Source organism: Streptomyces sp. NBC_00503 (assembly GCF_036346895.1).
Taxonomy (GTDB): Bacteria; Actinomycetota; Actinomycetes; order Streptomycetales; family Streptomycetaceae; genus Streptomyces.
Map to the genome: position 1 here is coordinate 3,539,931 of NZ_CP107855.1, position 20,346 is coordinate 3,560,276.

Here is a 20,346-nt window from a genome sequence, read left to right on the forward strand (position 1 = left end):
GACGTAGCGTTTCGATCATGACCATGCCACCGCCCCATCAGCCCCCCGGTCCGTACGGGCCGCCGCAGCCCCCGCATCCCTACGGCGGCCAGCAGTACGCCCCGCAGCCCTCGCCGTATCCGCAGCAACAGCCGTACGTGCCGCAGCAGCCTTACCCGCCGCAGTCTCCGTACCCGGGCCAAGCAGCGTGGGGGCAGCCGCCGATGGGGCAGCCGCCGCGCAAGAAGAACCGGACCGGCATGGTGGTCGGGATCATCGCGGCCTCGTTGGTGGGGCTCTTCGTCGTGGCCCGGGTGGTCGCGGCTGGATCCGTGGCGACCGGAGCCGGCTTCCCCGAGGCCGAGTACCGGCTCACGCTGCCGCAGAGCATGCTGGCCGGCAAGTTCGAGCTGGACCAGGACCTGTCGCAGACCAAGGGCAAGGAAGCGCTGAAGGGCAGTTACGACTCGAAGGTCCGCAATCCGAAGCCGGCCGTCGGCCAGTACACGTCCGACTCTGCTTCAGGGCAGAGCGCGCTCGTCGTCTCGGGGATGTACGGCCAGTTCAAGGACCCGGAACATGTCCGGCACAACATGCTGGCCGGCGCCGCGGGCGGCGAAGGCGCGACCTTGGCGGTACCCGCCAAGGACATCACGCCCGTCGGCTCCGACATCACGATGGCCTGCCAGGTGCTGACCATGACGCAGGACGGTGCCAAGCTCACCCTGCCGATGTGCGCCTGGGCGGACGAGAACACGGGCGCCTCGGTCGGCGTCGTCACCCCCGAGACCTTGCGGCAGAACCCCGGGTCGGTGGATCTCGACAAGGTCGCCGCGACCACCCTCAAGGTGCGCGAGGAGACCCGGAAGCCGATCGGCTGATCGCGAGGGCCGACCTCTCCGCCATTACGTGCCGGTTGTGACGGATACTCAGCCACTCGGGCGCTCTGGCTACTCATGTGCAAAGGACGGCTGAGTACCTGCGCCCTTGCACCCTCCGCATCGGTGCTGTTAAGGCCGATCGGCCCGGTTCTCCCCCGCACCCCGGATTCGCTTGTGTTCGCATTCGCAGCCCTGATTGTCTTCATCGTGCCGGGGAGGGCACGGGACTTGGGAGGGCACGGAGCATGGGACCGCAGGAGTACTCGAAGCGCTGGCAGGACGCGTTCGGCGAAGCGCCGTCGCTGAAACTCGCCTCGGCCGACGGCGGAGGCGGCGCCGGCGGGGACCTGGTCCACGCGAAGACCCCGTGGCGGGACGCGTCCACGGCCGCGGGCGAGCTGGGCACCAGCATGGCCGGAGCCGTCAGCCGGATATCCCGGTCCCACGAGGGCCTGGCCTCCGGCACCGCCGGGCTGTCGGCCGCGGGCGCGCTGGCAGCCGTACAGGCCTCGTGGGACAAGCGGCTGACGGCGATCCGGAAGGAATGCGGGGCGCTGGAGCCCGCACTGTTCCAGGTCGCCAAGGACATCGGCGAGGTGGACGAGCAGGGCAGGGCCGCGTTCTCCCGGCTCGCGCTCCTCTCGGGGTCCGCGAAGTGACCCTGACCTGGCAGCAGTTGCGCGACCTGAGGACGAGCGAGCTCACGGAGGCGGCCGAGGGATGGGCCGAGGCCAGTTCCCGGGCGGACGCGGCCCGGGACCGGATCAGCATGGAGATGCTGAAGTCCCTCGAGACCCAGAAGGGCGTGTCGGCGGGCGCCGCGTACTACCGGCTCCAGCGCATGGACCGCAACTTCGAGTACGTCCACACCGAGTGCGCGATGGTGCGGACCACCCTGGGCGCCCTCGCGCAGGAACTGGCGGCCCAGCAGACCAAGTTGAAGGGCGCCCTCGACGACGCCTCGGGCCACGGCTTCACGGTGCACGAGGACGGCTCGGTGGAGTACCCGCCGGCAGGCGAGCAGTTCCTCACCAAGCAGCCCGCGCCGGGCAGTTCCGTCCAGGGCGTGGACCGACGTGCGTACCTGCGGGAGCTGCCCATGCACCCCCTGGCCCAGCAGCCGCTGGCCGGGAACCCCAACCCGAACCACGCCGTGGCCCAGGAGGTGGCGAACCGCCTGCACACGGCGCTCCTGGCGGCCCAGGACGCGGACTCGCGCTTCACCGGGGCCCTGGTCCGGCTGAAGGCCCCGGACGGGATCGACGTCACGGACGCCACCTGGGCGGACGCGGCCGGCGACGCGGCCCTCGTACGCACGGAGGCCGACGACCACCTCCGCGACGGCATCCCGCTGGACCGCAGCCCCGCGGACCGCCACGCCTGGTGGGAGGGGCTGACGGACGCGCAGCGGGCCGAATACCTCGCGGTGTACCCGGACGTCATCGGCAACCTGGACGGCATCCCGGCGGAGACCCGCGACCGCGCGAACCGCGACAACCTCCAGATGCTGATGGGGAAGCTGTCGCAGCAGCACGACGAGAAGTCGCAGAGCCAGCTGGAGGGGATGCGGTCGATCAACGACCAGCTGTGGAACCAGCTGCCCACCGATCCGCCGATGTACCTCATAGGCATCAGCGACCAGAACAACGGGCGGGCGATCGTCTCCTTCGGCAACCCGGACACGTCCAAGAACGTCTCGGCGTACGTGCCGGGGCTGGGGACGGCTCTGGACGGGGAGTTCGCGCGCAACGACGTCAAACGGGCGAGGGACACGGCGATCGACGCCCGGCTCGTCGACTCGAGCTCGGCGGCGATCGTCTGGCTCGGCTACGACGCTCCGCAGTTGTCGGCCGACAACCTGATGGACAATTTCGCGGTCATGGGCACGGACGACGCACGCCGGGGAGCCGGCGCCTACAACGACTTCATGGCCGGGATCAGCAGCACCAACCAGAACGCCGACCCGCACCTCACGGCCATCGGGCACTCCTACGGATCGCTCACCGTGGGCCAGGCCGCGCAGCAGCCGGGCGGGATCCCGGGGGCGGACGACATCATCCTGGTCGGCAGCCCCGGCACGGGCGCGCAGAGCGCCGACCAGCTCGGAGTCGGACGGGACCACGTGTACGTCGGCGCGGCGGAGAACGACCCGGTGACCAGGGCGCCGAACACCGCGGAGGCCGTGGGCGTGGTGGGAGGCGGCCTGGGTGGCGCCATGACGGGAGCCGCAGTGGGTTCCGTGCTCGGGCCGGTCGGATCCGCAGGAGGTGCTGCCGTCGGCGGCGGCCTGGGCGCGTTGGGCGGCTGGGCCGTGGGCAATGAGGTCAGCGACCCCAGTCAGATCCACTTCGGCACGGACCCCGCGCACAAGGACTTCGGCGCCCACCGCTTCAAGGTGGCCGACGGGCCGCTTCCCGTTCTCGAGGGCAACGGGCCCATGGATGCCCACTCGGACTACTTCAATCCGGTGAAGGACCCGGCCTCTGCGGACAACATCGCCAAGATCGTGGCCGGCCAGCCGCAGCAGATCACTACTCAGGAACCACGATGAGACTCCGCTCCCCCGCAGCCGTCCGCACCGCAGCCGTCCTGCTGGCACTCGCCGCCCTCACGGCGTGCGGTGCGCTCAAGGACGCCACCCAAGGCAAGAGGAACACCGGTATGAACTTGCAGCAGGGCGCCGACCGTGCCGACATCATCCTTCAGGAGACGCTCGCCGCCGCGACACCGGAACTTCGCTGGAATCACGGGCCGTACGGGGACAGCGGCTGCACCACCGCCCTCAACGGGGCCACGGGCACCGGCGCCGCCGACCGTTCGATCCTCATCCTGACGATCGTCTCCGAACAGCGCCGGGGCGCCCTCCTCGGGTTGATCGAACGCGATTGGAAGGCCAGGGGCTACAAGATCACCAGCGTCAACACGAGCGCGGAGTTCCCGGCCATCTACGCCTCCACACCCGAGGACTACACCCTGACGGTCAAGGTCGGAGGCGAAGGCCAGTTCATGCTGAAGGCCGCCACCCCCTGCCTCACGGACTCGGGCGTCCAGGCGCCCCTGACCAAGCCCAACACCCCGGTCCGCAACACGCCCTTCCCCCAGCGCCCCGACGTCCACGACGACTTCTGGTCGGCCACGACCCCTGCGCCACAGACCCCCGCGCCGCCGGCCCCCGCGGCTACGCCGACGCCTTGATGCCGTCCAAGAACGGCTCTACCGCCTCGCGCCAGGCCGTCGGCTGGTCGTAGTGCAGGTAGTGGCCGGCGTCGGGGATCTCCGCGTACTGGCCCGCCGGGAGGACGCGGACCATCTCCTGGGCCTCCGCGCGGCCCAACTCGCCGTCCAGGCCGCGGACCACCAGCGTCGGGCAGCGGACCTGGGCGAGCTCCTCCCAGTGCGCGTCATGGACCCACGTCTCCCGCGCGGTCAGCATCTGGCGGCGCGAGAACAGCGGGCGCCAGCCGTCGTCGGCCTGGTGCATCACCTCGGCGAAGAACTGCCCGCGGCCGGGATCCGGCCGCTCCACGCGGGGGTCGTCCTCGCCGAACCAGCGGCGGGCGGCGTCCTGCGTCGGGAACGGCAGCGGCCAGCGGCGGAACCATTCCTCCCACTCCTGCTGCGAGGCCTCCCCGAGCGCGGAAGCCCGCATGTCGCAGATGACCAGCGCCGCTACGAGGTCGGGGCGCCGGGCCGCGAGCTGCCAGGCGGTGAGGGCGCCCATGGAGTGGCCGATCAGGGTCACCGGGGCGAGTCCGAGCTGCTCGATGGCGGCCTCGGCATCGGCCACGAAGGCTTCGCGTCCGTAGCGGGTCGCGCTGTCCGGGCCGGCGGGCGGGTGTTCGCTCTGGCCGTGGCCGCGCTGGTCGAGGGCCACGACGCGGCGGCCCGCGGAGAGCCAGCGGGCGGTGCCCGCCCAGTGGAACGCGCGGCCCATCAGTCCGTGGAGTAACAGCGCGGCGGGCTCCCCCGACGGATCCGCGCCGGACGGCCCCACGGCGGACGGCTCCGCGGCCGGTTGCTGGAACTCCCAGGCCGCCAGGCGCACGCCGTCGGCCCCTGTCACATCGAAGCGCTGTACCACCGCAGATGCACCCCCTTCGCTCCCGGCCACAGTATCGAACCCGCATTCGAAAACCGGGCTCCCGCCGACAACACCGCTCTTTCGAGTGACCTTGCTCAAGGATTGGCTGCCGCTGCCGATGGAGATCCTTTCAACAGGGAGGCGGGCCGCTCGGGGAAGACGGTCCGAAGGGGATGACCTTGAGAGCTCGGGGCTCCAGGTCAAACAGGGGAGGACTGGTCCCGGCGCCGCAAGGCGCCGGGACCATCCATACCTATCCACTACCGCTCCACACCAGTCGGCCCACCCTTGCGGGGGACGGAAGCGAACGTCCGTGCGTCAATCAGCTGGTGCGCCAGTGCATCAAAGCGTCAGAGCCGGAACCCAGCGCGTCAGCGCTTCGCCACGAACACGTGGGAGGCGACGTCCGCCTCCAGCTCCGCGGCCTCGCCCCCGCTGCCGACCAGCACGCCACCCGGCGACTCGGTCACGCTGACCACCGAACCGGGCTGCACGCCTGCCCGGCGCAGCGTGTACATCAGCTGTGCGTCCGTCTGGATCGGCTCCCCGATCCGGCGGATGACGACGGTCTTGCCCTCGACGCCCGGGTCCAGCTCGGCCAGGCTGACCATCCCCTCCTCCAGGAACGGGTCCGCCTCGGCCTTCTCGCCCAGCTCCTCCAGGCCCGGGATCGGGTTGCCGTACGGCGACTCGGTCGGGTGACGCAGCAGCTCCAGCACCCGCCGCTCCACCGCCTCGCTCATCACGTGCTCCCAGCGGCAGGCCTCCGCGTGCACCTGCTCCCACTCCAGGCCGATGACGTCGACGAGCAGACACTCCGCGAGCCGGTGCTTGCGCATCACGCGCGTCGCCAGTCGCCGCCCCTCCTCCGTCAGCTCCAGGTGCCGGTCGCTCGCGACGGACACCAGCCCGTCGCGCTCCATCCGCGCCACGGTCTGGCTCACCGTCGGGCCGCTCTGGTCGAGCCTCTCGGCGATGCGGGCGCGCATGGGGACCACACCTTCCTCTTCCAGCTCGAGGATGGTGCGGAGATACATCTCCGTGGTATCGATCAGTCCGGACATTCGTGCCCCTCGGATATCGTGCGCTGGCCCTGCACCCAATTCTGACGCATCCCGCCGACAACCGTCCCGTGCCGACGGTCAAGGCCCGATCCAGACGTCTCCCCCGGAGCCGTCCCGCACGTCTCATTACACCTCCCACCGGGCCTTTCGTCCCTTGGATTGACGTTCGTATTGACACGCCCTTGGTCCAGACCGCACGGTGAGCGGCGGACACGGACGACAACCTCACCCAACTCCCACCCCGGAAGGCCATCGGCGTATGAGCGAGAGCAAGCTGGCCGGTCAGTTCTTCGACGCCGCGATCGGCCTGCTGGAGCGGGTACGGGACGAGGAATCCGCGCACATCGGTGAGGCCGGGACGGTCATCGCCGACGCCGTGGCCGCCGGGAACAAGCTCTTCGCCTTCGGCGCCGGGCACTCCTCCCTCCCCGCCCAGGACGTCGTCTACCGGGCCGGCGGACTCGCCCTGATGAACTTCCTCGCCGTCCCCGGCACCGCCGGCATCGACGTCATGCCCGCCACCCTCGGCAGCGCCCTGGAGCGCGTCGACGGCCTCGCCGGGGCGGTCCTGGACAGCAGCCCGGCGAGCGACGGCGACGTCCTCGTGATCATCTCCCTCTCCGGGCGCAACGCCCTGCCGGTCGAGATGGCCATGAATGCCCGAGCGATCGGCCTCAAGGTGATCGGCGTGACCTCGGTGGCGTACGCGACCGGGACCAAGTCCCGGCACGTCTCCGGCACCTTCCTCAAGGACCACTGCGACATCGTCCTCGACAGCAAGATCGCGGTCGGCGACGCCGAGCTGACCCTGGACGGCATCGAGGCCCCCTTCGCGCCCGCCTCCACCGTCGTGACCAGCGCGATCATGCAGGCGGTCATGGCCGCCGCGGCCGGCGAGCTCGCCGCCCGCGGGGTGGAGCCGCCGCTGCTGCGCTCGGGCAACGTCGACGGCGGCCACGAGTGGAACGGCCGCGTCATGCAGGAGTACGGCGACCGGATCTTCTTCCGCCACTGAGCACTACGGGGCCGCGCGACGCTACGGGGCTGCGCGGCCGCAGGGCAGCGCAGCCACAGATCCAGGCCGCCACGCGGCTACGGGGCCGCGCGGTCCCCCGTACAGCCCGCCGCCAGGTCCAGGTCCGCCGCGACCCGGGCCGCGACCTCCTCCGCGTACGCCGCGTCCGCCCGTTCGAAGGCGGCCCGCGAAGCCCCGCGCAGGAAGGTCAGCGTCCCCAGGCTCCGGCCCCGGCTGCGCAGCACCGCGCACAGCGCGTGCGCCGCGCCCTCCGGCCAGCGCCGGGCGCCCGCCCACTCCGGGTCCGCCTCCCCGCGCGGCGCACTGGTCCGCACCGACCCGGCCCGGTCCAGCGCCTGCAACGCCGGGTGCCCGGCCTCGTAGGGCACCGGGATCACCCCGGGCTCCGGCAGCCCCGGCAACCCCGGCGGGGACGCCGCCCAGCGCAGCAGCCGCGTCCGCGCGCTGCCGTCCGGTGATTCCAGTACGTCGAGCAGCGCGTGCTCGGCGAAGCCCGCCAGGGCGAACTCCAGCCGTACCGCCGCCGCCTCCGCCGGGTCCTCGCACTCCGCCGCGGCCCGCCCGGCCCGGTACAGCTGGTGGGAGCGGAACCGCAGCTGCGCCGTGTCCAGCTGCGCCTGCCGGGCCTCGGTGACGTCCTGGAACAGCAGACCGACCCCGAGCGGTACGGGTTCCTCCGCGAGCGGCGACGCGAGGCGCAGGAACCCGCACCGCCAGCACCGCCGCCGTACGCCCTCGGGGGTGCGCACGGACACCCACAGCTCCACGGGGGCCGGGGGCGCACCCTCGGCCAGTACGTGCTGCAGGGCCCCCTCCAGCTCCTCCACGCCCTGGGCCAGCAGCTCCCCCAGCGGCCGCCCGAGCAGCGCGGTGCGGCCGGAGCCGAAGGCGCGGGCGGCGTGCGCGTTGACCACGGCCGGGCGCAGGTCCACATCAACGAGGACGACACCCCACGAGGCGTCGTCCATCAGCGATTCGCTCAGTGCGATGGAGCGCTCCAGGTCGATCTGCGCGTGCACCTCACTGAAGGCGCAGTAGACCCCGGCCGGCTTCCCGTCCGCGCCCGGCACCCCGGCGGACTGGGTGCGGACGAGGATCCGCCCGCCGTCCTTGGTGAGCAGGGCGAACTCGTGCACCTGCCGTCCCGGCACGTCCTGGGCGGACATGAGCCTGTCCTGCACGTCGTGCGCGTCGGCGGCCCGTACGGCCCACCCCGCGAACCCCTTGCGCCCCACGGCTTCCGCCGCCGACCACCCCAGGATCCGCTCGGCCTCGCGGTTCCAGTGGGTGATCACGCCGTCGGCGTCGAACGCGCACAGAGCGGCGTCCATCCCGTCCAGCAGCGCTGCGAGCAGATCGTCGGCGGTCTCGTTACGTCCGGAAGCAGTCACCTGGGCCCCCTGCAGGTGTTCGCGTATGCGGCACGTCACGTCATTGAACTGGAACGTGACGCACCCCACACCCGCTTCTCTCTATCGTCCCGGTATGTCCCACCGGTGGCCGGGCCGGAACCCCGCGGAGGAGGCCCCGATTAAATCGCTTGAAGGCCTCCGGGAGCGGTCGTAGGCTCTGCCGTACACGAGAAGGGAGGTGGTTGCCGCAATGTACGGAAACCGGACGCGTGAGGTGGCTGCGGGCTAAAGCGCCCGCTGTCGCACGCACCCAGTGCGGTGCCTGGCGGAGTCGCCGGCGCCAATCCCAAGCAGTCACCCGACCCGCGAGCTCGCCGGTACGTCCGGCCGGCTTCCCCCACTGCAGGGGGGAAACCCGAGCTCGCGGGTCGTCTGCGTTTCAGGCCCGGCGGGGGCCTCCCCTCGACGGCCTACGGGCAGAGTCGCTCCACGCGCCACTTCTCCCCGTCCAGGACGTACTTCAGGCGGTCGTGCAGCCGGTTCTCGTGGCCCTGCCAGAACTCCACCGCGTCCGGGACCACCCGTACGCCGCCCCATTCCGGCGGAACCGGGACCTGTTCGCCCTCCGGGTAGCGGGCCTCCAGCTCGGCGTAGCGCCGGTCGAGCTCCGCGCGGGAGTCGATCACGCGGGACTGGTCGCTGGCCCAGGCGCCCAGCTGGGAGCCGTGGGGGCGGGAGCGGAAGTACGCCGCCGTCTCGTCGCGGCCGATGCGGGAGGCCGTGCCGGTCACGATGACCTGGCGGGCGATGGGGTGCCAGGGGAAGAGCAGGGAGACGAAGGGGTTCCCGGCGATCTCGCGGCCCTTGCGGGAGCCGTAGTTGGTGAAGAAGACGAAGCCGCGCTCGTCGAACTGCTTCAGCAGCACCGTGCGGGAGCTGGGACGGCCGTCGGGGGTCGCGGTCGACACGACCATCGCGTTGGGTTCGAAAACGTGCGCTTCGGCCGCATCCTGGAACCAGTGGGCAAACTGGCCCATGGGGTCCTCGGCGAGGCCCTCCTCGGCGACGAGGTGGGAGCGGTACTGCTTGCGCATGACGGCGGGGTCAAGGTGCTGATCGGTCACGCGGCCATCCTGCACCAGCAGGGCCGCGTGGAGTGTGCCGGATGTCACGCTTCCCCGCGCCATGGGGAGCGGACAAAATCTTGGGGCCGGTCCGACGGTCCCCTACGGGTGACCATCGGCCGTGCCGGGCATCAACGGGGATGACCGCGCCGGACCGCGAATCACGCCGGGAGCCGCGCGTGTTCGCACTATTTGAGGAGCCGCCTGATGTCCGACTTCGTACCCGGGCTCGAGGGAGTCGTCGCGTTCGAGACGGAGATCGCCGAACCCGACAAGGAGGGTGGGTCTCTGCGCTACCGGGGCATCGACATCGAAGACCTGGTGGGCCACGTCTCCTTCGGGAACGTCTGGGGTCTGCTGGTCGACGGTGCCTTCAACCCGGGCCTGCCGGCCGCCGAACCCTTCCCGATCCCTGTGCACTCCGGCGACATCCGCGTGGACGTGCAGTCCGCGCTCGCCATGCTCGCCCCCGTGTGGGGTCTGAAACCGCTGCTGGACATCGACGAGCGGACCGCCCGCGACAACCTGGCGCGCGCGGCCGTGATGGCCCTGTCCTACGTGGCCCAGTCCGCCCGCGGCCAGGGCCGGCCGATGGTCCCGCAGAGCGAGATCGACAAGGCCGGGTCCGTCGTCGAACGGTTCATGATCCGCTGGCGGGGCGAGCCCGACCCGCGTCACGTCAAGGCCGTCGACGCGTACTGGACCTCCGCCGCCGAGCACGGCATGAACGCCTCCACCTTCACCGCCCGGGTCATCGCCTCCACCGGCGCGGACGTCGCCGCGGCCCTGTCGGGCGCGGTCGGCGCCATGTCCGGGCCGCTGCACGGCGGGGCTCCGTCGCGCGTCCTCGGCATGATCGAGGAGATCGAGCGCACCGGCGACGCCGTGGCCTACGTGAAGAAGGCCCTCGACAAGGGCGAGCGGCTGATGGGCTTCGGCCACCGGGTCTACCGTGCCGAGGACCCGCGCGCCCGCGTGCTGCGGCGCACGGCCAAGGAGCTGGACGCCCCGCGCTACGAGGTGGCGGCCGCGCTGGAGAAGGCCGCCCTGGAGGAGCTGCACGAGCGCCGCCCCGACCGGGTGCTCGCGACCAACGTGGAGTTCTGGGCCGCGATCATGCTGGACTTCGCGGAGGTCCCGGCGCACATGTTCACCTCGATGTTCACGTGTGCCCGTACCGCCGGCTGGTCGGCGCACATCCTGGAGCAGAAGCGCACGGGCCGCCTGGTCCGTCCGTCCGCCCGCTACACCGGCCCGGCCCGGCGCAACCCGCGCGAGATCGCGGGCTACGCGGACATGGCCGAGACCGCCTGATCCGATCGATCGGGCTGACGGATCCACGGATCCACGGGTCCGCCGCACCACCGGCTGCCACCGCACAGGGCCGCCGCCAGCACGGGCGCCGCATCCCACCCGGGGTGCGGCGCCCGCCGCGTTTCCCGGGCCGGCCGGGCCTCAGGCCAGTACCACGTCCAGGATCCGGGCCCACTGGGCGACCACGCGGGCCCGGCGGGCGGTGTCGTCGGTGATGACGTTGGCCAGGCCCAGCCCACGGGCCATGTCGAGCAGGCCCTGCACGGTCTCCCGCACGCCGGGTACGGACTCGTCCGCGCCCAGGAGTTCCACGGCGATGCGGTGGGTCTCGCGGCCCACCCGGGCCTCCAGCTCGGCGACGCGGGGGCGCAGCTGCTCCTCGTGGGAGGCCGCGACCCACAGCTGGAGGGCGGCGCGGAACATCGGGCCGGTGTACATGTCGATGAGTGCCGCGACCACGTCGGCGCGGTCGGCCTCGGCCGCGCCGTGCGGGAACAGGTCCCGCAGGGCGGTGGAGCGTTCCTCGGCCATGTACTCGACGGCCGCCGTGAACAGCTCCTCCCGGGTGCGGAAGTGGTGCTGGGCGGCACCGCGCGAGACTCCGGCGCGCTCGGCTACCACGGCGACGGTGGAACCGGCCCAGCCCTGTTCGGCCAGGCAGGAGACGGCCGCCTCCAGCAGGTGGCGGCGGGTGACCCGGCTGCGGGCCTGCTTGGGGCCGCCGCTCGCGGGCGCGGCGGGCTGCGTCGCGGCGTCCGCCGTCGTGCCGCCCGCCGTCGCGGTGTCCGCCGTCGCGGTGTCCGCCGTGGTCAGCGCAGCCATGACGGGTCCCGGCGCTCGAAGCGGGCGGTGATGCCCTCGCGGGCCTCGGCGGAGCCGAAGTGGCGGGCGGACAGTTCGGCGAGCGCGGCTCCGTCGCGTTCCAGGGCGGCCCGTACCGGGGCCGTGACCAGCTGCTTCGTCGCGGCGAGGGCGAGCGGGCCGGCCTTGCGCAGGCCCCCCAGGACGGGGGCCAGGACCTTGTCGACGTCCTCGCCGTGCAGGGTGAGCAGGCCGATCCGGAAGGCCTCGGCGGCGTCGAAGACTTCGGCGGTCAGGAAGTAGCGGGCGGCGGCGCGCGGGTCCATGCGCGGCAGCAGCGGCGCGGAGATGACGGCCGGGACCACCCCGAGGTGGGTCTCGGTGAAGGCGTACGTGGACGCGTGCCCGGCGGCGGCGATGTCGCAGACCCCGAGCAGCCCGAGGCCGCCCGCCCGGACGTGTCCGGTGACGCGGGCGACGACCGGCAGGGGCAGTTCGGCGATCTCGCGGAGCAGGGCCAGGAAATCGGCCGGTTCGCAGGGCGACTTGAGATCGGCCCCGGCGCAGAAGGTGGTGCCGGTGTGGGTGAGGACGACCGCCCGGGCCGCCGGGTCTGCGGCCGCCGCGGCGAGGGCGGCGCGGAGCTCTCGGACCAGGCCGGCGGAGAGGGCGTTGCGGTTGGCCGGGGAGTCGAGGGTGAGCGTGGCGACGCCGGTCGCTCGCGCGGCGTGGACCAGTGGGGGCATGTCTCCTCCGGAGGGGGTGTTCGGTCGGGCGGTATCCCCTCCGGGGAGGGTATGCGGGTCGCCTGCGGCGCCTGGTCGGTGGGGCTGGGCCGGGGCCTTCGCACAGGCTGGGCGGGGTCGGGGGTGCCGCTGCGCGGGGCCTTGTCCCCTACCCGCCCTTCCACCGTTCCCCGGGCCGGCCCGGACCCCGTCCTGGGGCTTCCGCCCCAGACCCCGCTCCTCAAACGCCGGAGGGGCTGGAATGGTCCAGCCCCGCCGGCGGCTAGTACGACTTGGGCAGGCCCAGCGTCTGGTGGGAGACGAAGTTGAGGATCATTTCGCGGCTCACGGGGGCGATCCGGGCGACCCGGGAGGCGACGATCAGGGCGGCCAGGCCGTATTCGCGGGTGAGGCCGTTGCCGCCCAGGGTGTGGACGGACTGGTCCACGGCCTTGACGCAGGCCTCGGCGGCGGCGTACTTGGCCATGTTCGCGGCCTCGCCCGCGCCCATGTCGTCGCCCGCGTCGTAGAGGCGGGCGGCCTTCTGCATCATCAGGCGGGCGAGTTCCAGCTCGATGTGCGAGGCGGCGAGGGGGTGGGCTATGGCCTGGTGGGCGCCGATGGGGTCCTTCCACACCTGGCGGGTCTTGGCGTAGTCGACCGCCCTGGCCAGTGCGTAGCGGCCCATGCCGATGGCGAAGGCGGCGGTCATGACGCGCTCGGGGTTGAGGCCGGCGAAGAGCTGGAGCAGGCCCGCGTCCTCGTCGCCCACGAGGGCGGAGGAGGGGAGCCGCACCTCGTCCAGGACCAGTTCGAACTGCTTCTCCGCGGCCTGGAGCTCCATGTCGATGGCGGAGTGGGAGAAGCCGGGGGCCTCGCGCGGGACGATGAACAGGCACGGCTTGAGCCGGCCCGTCTTGGCGTCCTCGGTGCGGCCGACGATGAGGGTGGCGTCGGCGATGTCCACACCGGAGATGAAGACCTTGCGGCCGGTCAGGATCCAGTCGTCGCCTTCGCGGCGGGCCGTGGTGGTGATGCGGTGGGAGTTGGATCCGGCGTCGGGTTCGGTGATGCCGAAGGCCATGGTGCGGGTGCCGTCGGCGAGGCCGGGGAGCCAGGCCTGCTTCTGGGCCTCGGTGCCGAAGCGGGCGATGACCGTGCCGCAGATGGCGGGCGAGACCACCATCATCAGCAGCGGACAGCCGGCGGCGCCGAGCTCCTCCAGGACGATGGACAGTTCGGCGATGCCGCCGCCTCCGCCGCCGTACTCCTCGGGGAGGTTGACCCCGAGGTAGCCGAGCTTGGCTGCGTCCGCCCACAGCTCGTCGGGGTGGCGGCCCTCGCGGGCCACGCGGGCGAGGTAGTCGCGGCCGTAGCGCTGCCCGAGGGCGGCGACGGCGGCGCGCAGGGCCTGGTGCTCTTCCGATTCGACAACGGTGTTGCTCATGCGGACGGTTCCTCCTGGACGACGGCGAGCAGGGCGCCGAATTCGACCTGTTGGCCGGTGACGGCGTGGAGCGCGGTGAGCGTGCCGGAGGCGGGCGCGAGGATGCGGTGTTCCATCTTCATCGCCTCCAGCCAGAGCAGGGGCTGCCCGGCGGTGACGGGGCTGCCGGGGGCCAGGCCCTCGGCGACGCGGACGACGGTGCCGGGCATGGGGGCGAGCAGGGAGCCGGGTTCGGTGCGGTCCTGGGGGTCCGCGAACCGGGGTACGGGAGTCAGGGTGTGGGCCCCGAGCACCGAGTCGACGTAGACCGCCGAAGCCCCGACCCCCGGGTTGTTCGAATTGTGTTTCACGTGGAACAGCCGCCGGACGCCCTCGACTTCGAGGGTGACCAGCTCCGGCGTCGCGGCCAGGACCCGTACCCCGGGCCGGTCCACGAGTTCCGGGGGCCCGCTGCGCGCCGGGCGGTACAGGACCTCGTGCTCCGTCCCGCCCACCGTGTAGCGGCGGCTCTGCGGCTGGGAGCGGAGGTTGCGCCAGCCGCCGAGCCGCAGGGCGAGCGGGGCGTCCGGGGCGGGGGCCGCCTCCGCGAGAGCCGCGGCCAGCGCGGACAGGGCGGGCGCCGGGTCCTCGGGGTCGGCTTCGGTGAGGGCGGTCAGGTGGCGCTCGTAGAAGCCGGTGTCCAGGCGCGCGGCCTCGAACTCCGGGTGGCGCAGGGACCGTACGAGGAGTTCGCGGTTGGTGGTGACCCCGTGGATCCGGGCTCCGGCGAGGGCCGAAGCGAGGGCGCGGACGGCCTCGGCGCGGGTCGGGGCATGGGCGACGACCTTGGCGAGCATCGGGTCGTAGTGGACGGAGACGGTGTCCCCGTCGGCGAACCCGGTGTCCACCCGGACCTCTCCGGGGACGGCCAGGGTGTGCAGCACCCCGGTCTGCGGGCGCCAGTCCAGGGCGGGGTCCTCGGCGTACAGCCGGGCCTCGACGGCGTGGCCCGTGGCCTGCGGCGGGGTCAGCGGCAGGGCCGCGCCCTCGGCGATCCGCAGCTGGAGCGCGACGAGGTCGATCCCGAAGACGGCCTCGGTGACGGGGTGTTCCACCTGGAGGCGGGTGTTCATCTCCAGGAAGTACGGGCGCCCGTCGGCGGTGACGAGGAACTCCACGGTGCCCGCGCCCTGGTACGAGACCGCGCGCGCGGCGGCCACGGCCGCCTCATGCAGGCTCGCGCGCAGGGCCTCGGGCAGAGCGGGCGCCGGGGCCTCCTCGATGACCTTCTGGTGGCGCCGCTGGAGGGAGCAGTCGCGGGTGCCGAGCGCCCAGACGGTGCCGTGGGAGTCGGCGAGGATCTGCACCTCGACGTGACGCCCCCGCTCCACGTAGGGCTCCGCGAAGACCTCGCCGTCGCCGAAGGCGGAACGGGCCTCGGCGGAGGCTGCCTCCAGTTCCTCCTTGAGCGCGTCCAGGTCCCGTACGACCCGCATCCCGCGGCCGCCACCGCCCGCCGCCGCCTTCAGGAGCAGCGGGAGGTCGGCGGAGGTGGCCCGCTGCGGGTCCACGGGGTCCAGGAGCGGGACCCCGGCGGCGCGCATCAGCTCCTTGGCCCGGGTCTTGGAGGCCATGGCCTCGATGGCGGCGGGCGGCGGGCCGATCCAGACGAGCCCGGCGGCCTGGACCTCGCGGGCGAAGCCGGCGTTCTCGGAGAGGAACCCGTAGCCGGGGTGGACCGCGTCGGCGCCCGCCGCGAGGGCGGCCTTGATGACCAGGTCCCCGCGCAGGTAGGTGTCGGCGGGGGCCGCGCCCGGCAGCCGTACGGCGGCGTCGGCCGTGCGCACGTGCAGGGCGTCGGAGTCGGGGTCGGAGTGGACGGCGACGGTGGCCAGGCCGAGGGCGCGGGCGGTGCGGAAGACGCGGACGGCGATCTCGCCGCGGTTGGCCACGAGGACGGATTTCAGGGTCACGGGCAGGGTCAGGGGCAAGGTCTGGGGCGGGGTCAGGGTCATCTGGGGGCTCACATCCGGAAGACGCCGAAGCCGCCACGGGCGCCCTCGACAGGGGCGTTGTGGACGGCCGACAGGCACAGGCCGAGGATCGTGCGGGTGTCGCGCGGGTCGATGACCCCGTCGTCGTACAGCCGCCCGGACAGGAACATCGGCAGGGACTCCGACTCGATCTGGGCCTCGACGAAGGCCCGCATGCCGGCGTCGGCCTCCTCGTCGTACGGCAGGCCCTTCGCGGCGGCGGACTGCCGGGACACGATGGACAGCACCCCGGCGAGCTGCGCGGGCCCCATGACGGCGGACTTCGCGCTGGGCCAGGCGAAGAGGAAGCGGGGCTCGTAGGCGCGGCCGCACATGCCGTAGTGGCCGGCCCCGTAGCTGGCGCCGATGAGGACGGACAGGTGCGGGACGCGGGAGTTGGAGACCGCGTTGATCATCATCGAGCCGTGTTTGATGATGCCGCCCTGCTCGTACTCCTTGCCGACCATGTAGCCGGTGGTGTTGTGGAGGAAGAGGAGCGGGATGTCGCGCTGGTTGGCGAGCTGGATGAACTGGGCGGCCTTCTGCGACTCCGCGCTGAACAGCACCCCTTGGGCGTTGGCGAGGATGCCGACCGGATAGCCGTGGAGGGTGGCCCAGCCGGTGACCAGGCTGGTGCCGTAGAGGGGCTTGAACTCGTCGAAGTCGGACGCGTCGACGATGCGGGCGATGACCTCACGGGGGTCGAAGGGGGTCTTCAGGTCGGCCGGGACGATCCCCAGGAGCTCCTCGGGATCGTGCAGCGGCTCCTGCGCCCGGTCCGGATCGGGGTGGGCCTTGCGGTGGTTGAGGCGGGCGACGACGCGGCGGGCCTGGCGGATGGCGTCGTGCTCGTCGAGAGCGTAGTAGTCGGCGAGGCCCGAGGTCCGGGCGTGCATGTCGGCTCCGCCGAGGGACTCGTCGTCGCTCTCCTCGCCGGTGGCCATCTTGACCAGCGGCGGACCGCCGAGGAACACCTTGGAACGGTCCTTGATCATGATGGTGTGGTCGGACATGCCGGGGATGTACGCGCCCCCGGCCGTGGAGTTGCCGAAGACCACGGCGACGGTGGGGATGCCCTCCGCCGAGAGCCGGGTGATGTCGCGGAAGATCGCACCGCCCGGGATGAAGATCTCCTTCTGGGAGGGGAGATCGGCGCCGCCGGACTCGACGAGGCTGATGCAGGGGAGCCTGTTCTGGCGGGCGATCTCGTTGGCCCGCAGGGCCTTCTTGAGCGTCCACGGATTGCTCGCCCCGCCGCGCACGGTCGGATCGTTGGCGGTGATCAGGCACTCGACGCCCTCGACCGTCCCGATCCCGGTGACCATGGAGGCGCCGACCGGGTAGTCGCTGCCCCAGGCGGCCAGCGGGGACAGCTCCAGGAAAGGGGTGTCCGGATCGAGCAGCAGCTCGACCCGCTCCCGCGCCAGGAGCTTGCCCCGGCCCTTGTGGCGGGCGGTGTACTTCTCCCCGCCCCCCTGGAGGGCCGCCCCGTGCGCCGCGTCGAGCTCGGCGATCCGCTCCAGGGCGGCGCTACGGGCCTGCGCGTGCTCGGGGGCGAGCGGGTCGACGGCGGTCTTGAGGCGGGTCACTGGCGGGGTCCCTCCGGGGTGGTCGCGGGCACGGTCGTCGGGGGCACAGCCGCCGGGGGCGGAGCCGCCTGGAGCAGGGATTCGGGGATGTCGAGGTGGCGGGCGCGGAGCCATTCGCCCAGCGCCTTGGCCTGGGGATCGAAGCGGTGGCCGGAGGCGACGCCGTCGCCGAGGATTCCGGTGACGGTGAAGTTGAGGGCGCGCAGGCGGGGCAGCGGGTGCCGGGTCACCTCCAGGGGAGCCGTCTCGGGGAGCAGCTCCTTGAAGGCCTCGACGGTGAGGGTGTCGCGCAGCCACGCCCAGGCGGGGTCGCTCTCCACCCACACCCCGACGTTGGCGTCCCCGCCCTTGTCGCCGCTGCGGGCCCCGGCGATGGTCCCCAAGGGGGCCCGTCGGGTGGGGCCGGTCGGAGCCTCCGGCTCGGGGGCCGCCGCAGCCTCCGGCTCGGGGGCGGTGGGCCCTGCGGGGCTGTCCCCCACCCCGCCCCTTCCCGAAACCGGGGCTCCGCCCCCGGACCCCCGCGCCTCAAACGCCGGCGGGGCTGAAAGGACAAGAGGGGTCGGAGAGGCTGAAGGGGCCGGCGGTATCGGGACCCGGGTGCCGTCCGGGAGGGTGGCCGTGTGGGGGACCGAGGCGGCGGGGACGTGGTCCGAGGCGAAGACCCCGTAGGGCTGGGCCGGGCCGGGAGGGGCCGTGACGTGGAAGCCGGGGTAGCTGCCGAGGGCGAGTTCGATCGCCGCCGAGGTGAGCGCCCGGCCCACCCGGTCCGGGTCCGGGTCGCGGACCACCAGCCGCAGCAGCGCGCTCGCCGTCTCCTCCGTCGCCGCGTCCTCGTGGTCCGTGCGGGAGAGGGTCCAGGCGACCGAGGCCACGCCGGAGAGGAGCGGGGCCAACTGGGCACGGACCAGAGCCGACTTCGCCTCGATGTCCAGGCCCGTCAGCACGAAGACGACCTCGTTGCGCCAGCCGCCGATCCGGGTCACCCCCACCTTCAGGCGCTCCGGCGGCGCCTCGCCCCGTACGCCCGAGACGGCCACCCGGTCCGGGCCCGCCTCGGACAGCCGGACGGTGTCCAGTCGGGCCGTCACGTCCGGGCCGAGGTAGCGCACGCCCTGGGTCTCGTACAGCAGTTGCGCCGTGACCGTGCCGACCGTCACGGCCCCGCCCGTGCCCGGGTGCTTCGTGATCACCGAGGACCCGTCCCGCGCGATCTCCGCCAGCGGGAAACCGGGCCGGGACACGTCGTGCCGGGTGAAGAAGGAGTAGTTCCCGCCGGTCGCCTGCGTCCCGCACTCCAGGACGTGGCCGGCCACCACCGCCCCCGCGAGCCGGTCGTGGTCCTCCGGAGCCCAGTCGAACCACCACGCGGCCGGACCGCTGACCAGCGCCGCGTCCGTGACCCGGCCGGTCACCACCACGTCCGCGCCCGCGCGCAGGCAGGCGGTGATGCCGGCGCCGCCGAGGTAGGCGTTCGCGGTGAGCGCGCCGCTGCCCCCGTACCCGCCTTCTCCCGCGCCCTGTCCCTGTCCCGCTCCGGCTCCCGTCCGCATCAGGTCGTCGCCGTCCACGTGTGCGACCGAAACGGGCAGGGACAGCTTCGCGGCCAGCGCCCGTACCGCCCCGGCCAGTCCCGCCGGGTTCAGACCGCCCGCGTTCGCCACGATCCGTACGCCCCGCTCGTGCGCGAGGCCCAGGCCCTCCTCCAGCTGGCGCAGGAAGGTCTTGGCGTAGCCGAGGTCCGGGTTCTTCAGACGGTCGCGGCCCAGGATCAGCATGGTGAGCTCGGCCAGGTAGTCGCCGGTGACCACGTCGAGCGGGCCGCCGGTCAGCATCTCGCGGAGGGCGCCGAACCGGTCCCCGTAGAAGCCGGACGCGTTGCCGATCAGCAGCGGCCTGTCGGGCTGCCGGCCGGGGCTGCCGGGTGCCGTCGTCATCGGGCGGACTCCGGCTCGCGGCCCGGGCCCGCCGGGCCCGCGAAGGCCTGGGCGATGTCGAGCCAGCGGTCGGCGTCGGGGCCGGTCGCCGTCAGGGCCAGGTCGGCGCGGTGGGCCCGCTGGGTCACCAGCAGGCAGAAGTCCAGCGCCGGGCCGGTGATGCGCTGGGGGGCGTCCGCGGGCCCGTACGTCCACGCCTCGGAGTCGCAGGACCGCTCGGGCGGCGTCAGCTCGACCCGGAACTCCCCCACGGGCGCCGGCAGCCCCCGTACCGCGTACGCGTAGTCGCGCGCCCGCACCCCGATCCGTGCCACGTGCCGCAGCCGGTCCGTCGGGACGCGGCGCACGCCGAGCGCGTCGGCGACGTCCTGGCCGTGGGCCCAGCTCTCCATCAGGCGGGCGCTCGCCATCGAAGCGGCCTTCATCGGCGGCCCGTACCAGGGGAACTTGGCTTCGGCCGAGGCCTGCGCGAGGGCCTCGTCGAGGGCCGCGCGACCGGCCCGCCAGCGGGCCAGCAACTCGGCGGGCGCCAGCGCGGCACCCTCCTCGGCTCCCGCGTCGACGAAGGAGTCGGGGGCCTTCAGGGCCTCCTCGACCATGCCCGCGAAGGCGGCGGCATCGGTGAGGGAGAGCAGCGCGGCCCGGTCGGTCCAGTGCAGGTGGGCGATCTGGTGGGCGATGCTCCAGCCGGGTGCGGGCGTGGGTTTCGCCCAGCCGTCCGGAGACAACTCCGCGACGAGGGCATCGAGTTCACGGCCCTCCTCGCGGAGATCGGCGAAGACGGCGACAGCGGACGGATCGGGCACGGGTGCGCTCCCCTTCTCGGCGTGGGGGAAGCGTGCCAGCCGCCGAGAAAACAATCAAGCGTGCTTGCATTATTTTCCGGAACGGCTTCCACCCGCCGCGCAGCGGCCGAGGGGCCACCCCAACCCATCCTCCGCTCCCGGGACTTGGGACCACCCGTCTTACGCACCCTTGCGCGGGAGCGGTGCCGGGACGAGGATCGG

The 20,346-nt window shown here is 72.9% G+C and carries 17 protein-coding genes; 6 read left to right on the top strand and 11 right to left on the bottom strand.

Going from position 1 to position 20,346, the window contains the following annotated elements; all coding sequences use genetic code 11:
- The first annotated feature begins 17 nt into the window (after positions 1-17).
- The 4 genes from OG490_RS16500 to OG490_RS16515 all read left to right on the top strand — a co-directional run bounded on the left by OG490_RS16500 (position 18) and on the right by OG490_RS16515 (position 4,055).
- Positions 18-860, top strand: a complete 843-nt coding sequence (locus tag OG490_RS16500) for a hypothetical protein (RefSeq protein WP_330297062.1) — start codon at positions 18-20, stop codon at positions 858-860.
- Positions 861-1,105: 245 nt separating this feature from the next.
- Positions 1,106-1,519 (top strand): hypothetical protein, encoded by a 414-nt coding sequence (locus OG490_RS16505; protein ID WP_330297063.1) that lies wholly within the window; start codon positions 1,106-1,108, stop codon positions 1,517-1,519.
- Positions 1,516-3,411, top strand: coding sequence for an alpha/beta hydrolase (locus OG490_RS16510; RefSeq protein WP_330297064.1), 1,896 nt, complete (start codon positions 1,516-1,518; stop codon positions 3,409-3,411). Before OG490_RS16505 ends, OG490_RS16510 begins: the two co-directional genes overlap by 4 nt.
- Positions 3,408-4,055: a hypothetical protein gene (locus tag OG490_RS16515; RefSeq protein WP_330297065.1), complete on the top strand. Its 648-nt coding sequence runs from the start codon at positions 3,408-3,410 to the stop codon at positions 4,053-4,055. Before OG490_RS16510 ends, OG490_RS16515 begins: the two co-directional genes overlap by 4 nt.
- Here the strand turns inward: OG490_RS16515 and OG490_RS16520 are convergent.
- The gene (locus tag OG490_RS16520; RefSeq protein WP_330297066.1) at positions 4,039-4,941 is read right to left on the bottom strand and encodes an alpha/beta fold hydrolase; all 903 of its coding nucleotides are present in this window, start codon (positions 4,939-4,941) and stop codon (positions 4,039-4,041) included. The genes OG490_RS16515 and OG490_RS16520 overlap by 17 nt on opposite strands.
- A 371-nt stretch (positions 4,942-5,312) precedes the next feature.
- The gene (locus OG490_RS16525) at positions 5,313-6,005 is read right to left on the bottom strand and encodes a metal-dependent transcriptional regulator (RefSeq protein WP_330297067.1); all 693 of its coding nucleotides are present in this window, start codon (positions 6,003-6,005) and stop codon (positions 5,313-5,315) included.
- A 259-nt stretch (positions 6,006-6,264) separates the two neighbouring features.
- Between OG490_RS16525 and OG490_RS16530 the strand changes: the two genes are divergently transcribed.
- On the top strand, positions 6,265-7,020 hold the full coding sequence (locus OG490_RS16530) for an SIS domain-containing protein (RefSeq protein ID WP_330297068.1): 756 nt from the start codon (positions 6,265-6,267) through the stop codon (positions 7,018-7,020).
- A gap of 77 nt (positions 7,021-7,097) precedes the next feature.
- Here OG490_RS16530 and OG490_RS16535 read toward each other — a convergent pair whose 3' ends face one another.
- A complete protein-coding gene (locus OG490_RS16535; RefSeq protein WP_330297069.1) occupies positions 7,098-8,432 on the bottom strand; it encodes a PAS domain-containing protein in 1,335 nt (444 codons plus the stop codon).
- A gap of 431 nt (positions 8,433-8,863) precedes the next feature.
- On the bottom strand, positions 8,864-9,487 hold the full coding sequence (gene pdxH / locus OG490_RS16540) for a pyridoxamine 5'-phosphate oxidase (protein WP_330300949.1): 624 nt from the start codon (positions 9,485-9,487) through the stop codon (positions 8,864-8,866).
- 237 nt (positions 9,488-9,724) lie between these two features.
- On the opposite strand from pdxH, the gene OG490_RS16545 reads away from it, so the two are divergent.
- Entirely contained in the window at positions 9,725-10,831 is a 1,107-nt protein-coding gene (locus OG490_RS16545; RefSeq protein ID WP_330297070.1) for a citrate synthase 2, read from the top strand.
- Between the two features lie 141 nt (positions 10,832-10,972).
- Here OG490_RS16545 and OG490_RS16550 read toward each other — a convergent pair whose 3' ends face one another.
- The 7 genes from OG490_RS16550 to OG490_RS16580 all read right to left on the bottom strand — a co-directional run bounded on the left by OG490_RS16550 (position 10,973) and on the right by OG490_RS16580 (position 20,145).
- Entirely contained in the window at positions 10,973-11,653 is a 681-nt protein-coding gene (locus OG490_RS16550) for a TetR/AcrR family transcriptional regulator (protein WP_330297071.1), read from the bottom strand.
- The gene (locus tag OG490_RS16555; RefSeq protein WP_330297072.1) at positions 11,641-12,378 is read right to left on the bottom strand and encodes an enoyl-CoA hydratase family protein; all 738 of its coding nucleotides are present in this window, start codon (positions 12,376-12,378) and stop codon (positions 11,641-11,643) included. Before OG490_RS16555 ends, OG490_RS16550 begins: the two co-directional genes overlap by 13 nt.
- A gap of 262 nt (positions 12,379-12,640) precedes the next feature.
- Positions 12,641-13,804, bottom strand: coding sequence for an acyl-CoA dehydrogenase family protein (locus tag OG490_RS16560; RefSeq protein ID WP_330297073.1), 1,164 nt, complete (start codon positions 13,802-13,804; stop codon positions 12,641-12,643).
- Positions 13,801-15,798, bottom strand: a complete 1,998-nt coding sequence (locus OG490_RS16565; RefSeq protein WP_330297074.1) for an ATP-binding protein — start codon at positions 15,796-15,798, stop codon at positions 13,801-13,803. The genes OG490_RS16560 and OG490_RS16565 overlap by 4 nt, the downstream gene beginning before the upstream one ends.
- Before the next feature lie 8 nt (positions 15,799-15,806).
- Entirely contained in the window at positions 15,807-17,405 is a 1,599-nt protein-coding gene (locus OG490_RS16570) for an acyl-CoA carboxylase subunit beta (RefSeq protein WP_330297075.1), read from the bottom strand.
- The gene (locus OG490_RS16575; protein WP_330297076.1) at positions 17,402-19,339 is read right to left on the bottom strand and encodes an acyclic terpene utilization AtuA family protein; all 1,938 of its coding nucleotides are present in this window, start codon (positions 19,337-19,339) and stop codon (positions 17,402-17,404) included. The genes OG490_RS16570 and OG490_RS16575 overlap by 4 nt, the downstream gene beginning before the upstream one ends.
- A complete protein-coding gene (locus tag OG490_RS16580) occupies positions 19,336-20,145 on the bottom strand; it encodes a TIGR03084 family metal-binding protein (protein ID WP_330297077.1) in 810 nt (269 codons plus the stop codon). The genes OG490_RS16575 and OG490_RS16580 overlap by 4 nt, the downstream gene beginning before the upstream one ends.
- Positions 20,146-20,346: the final 201 nt, after the last annotated feature.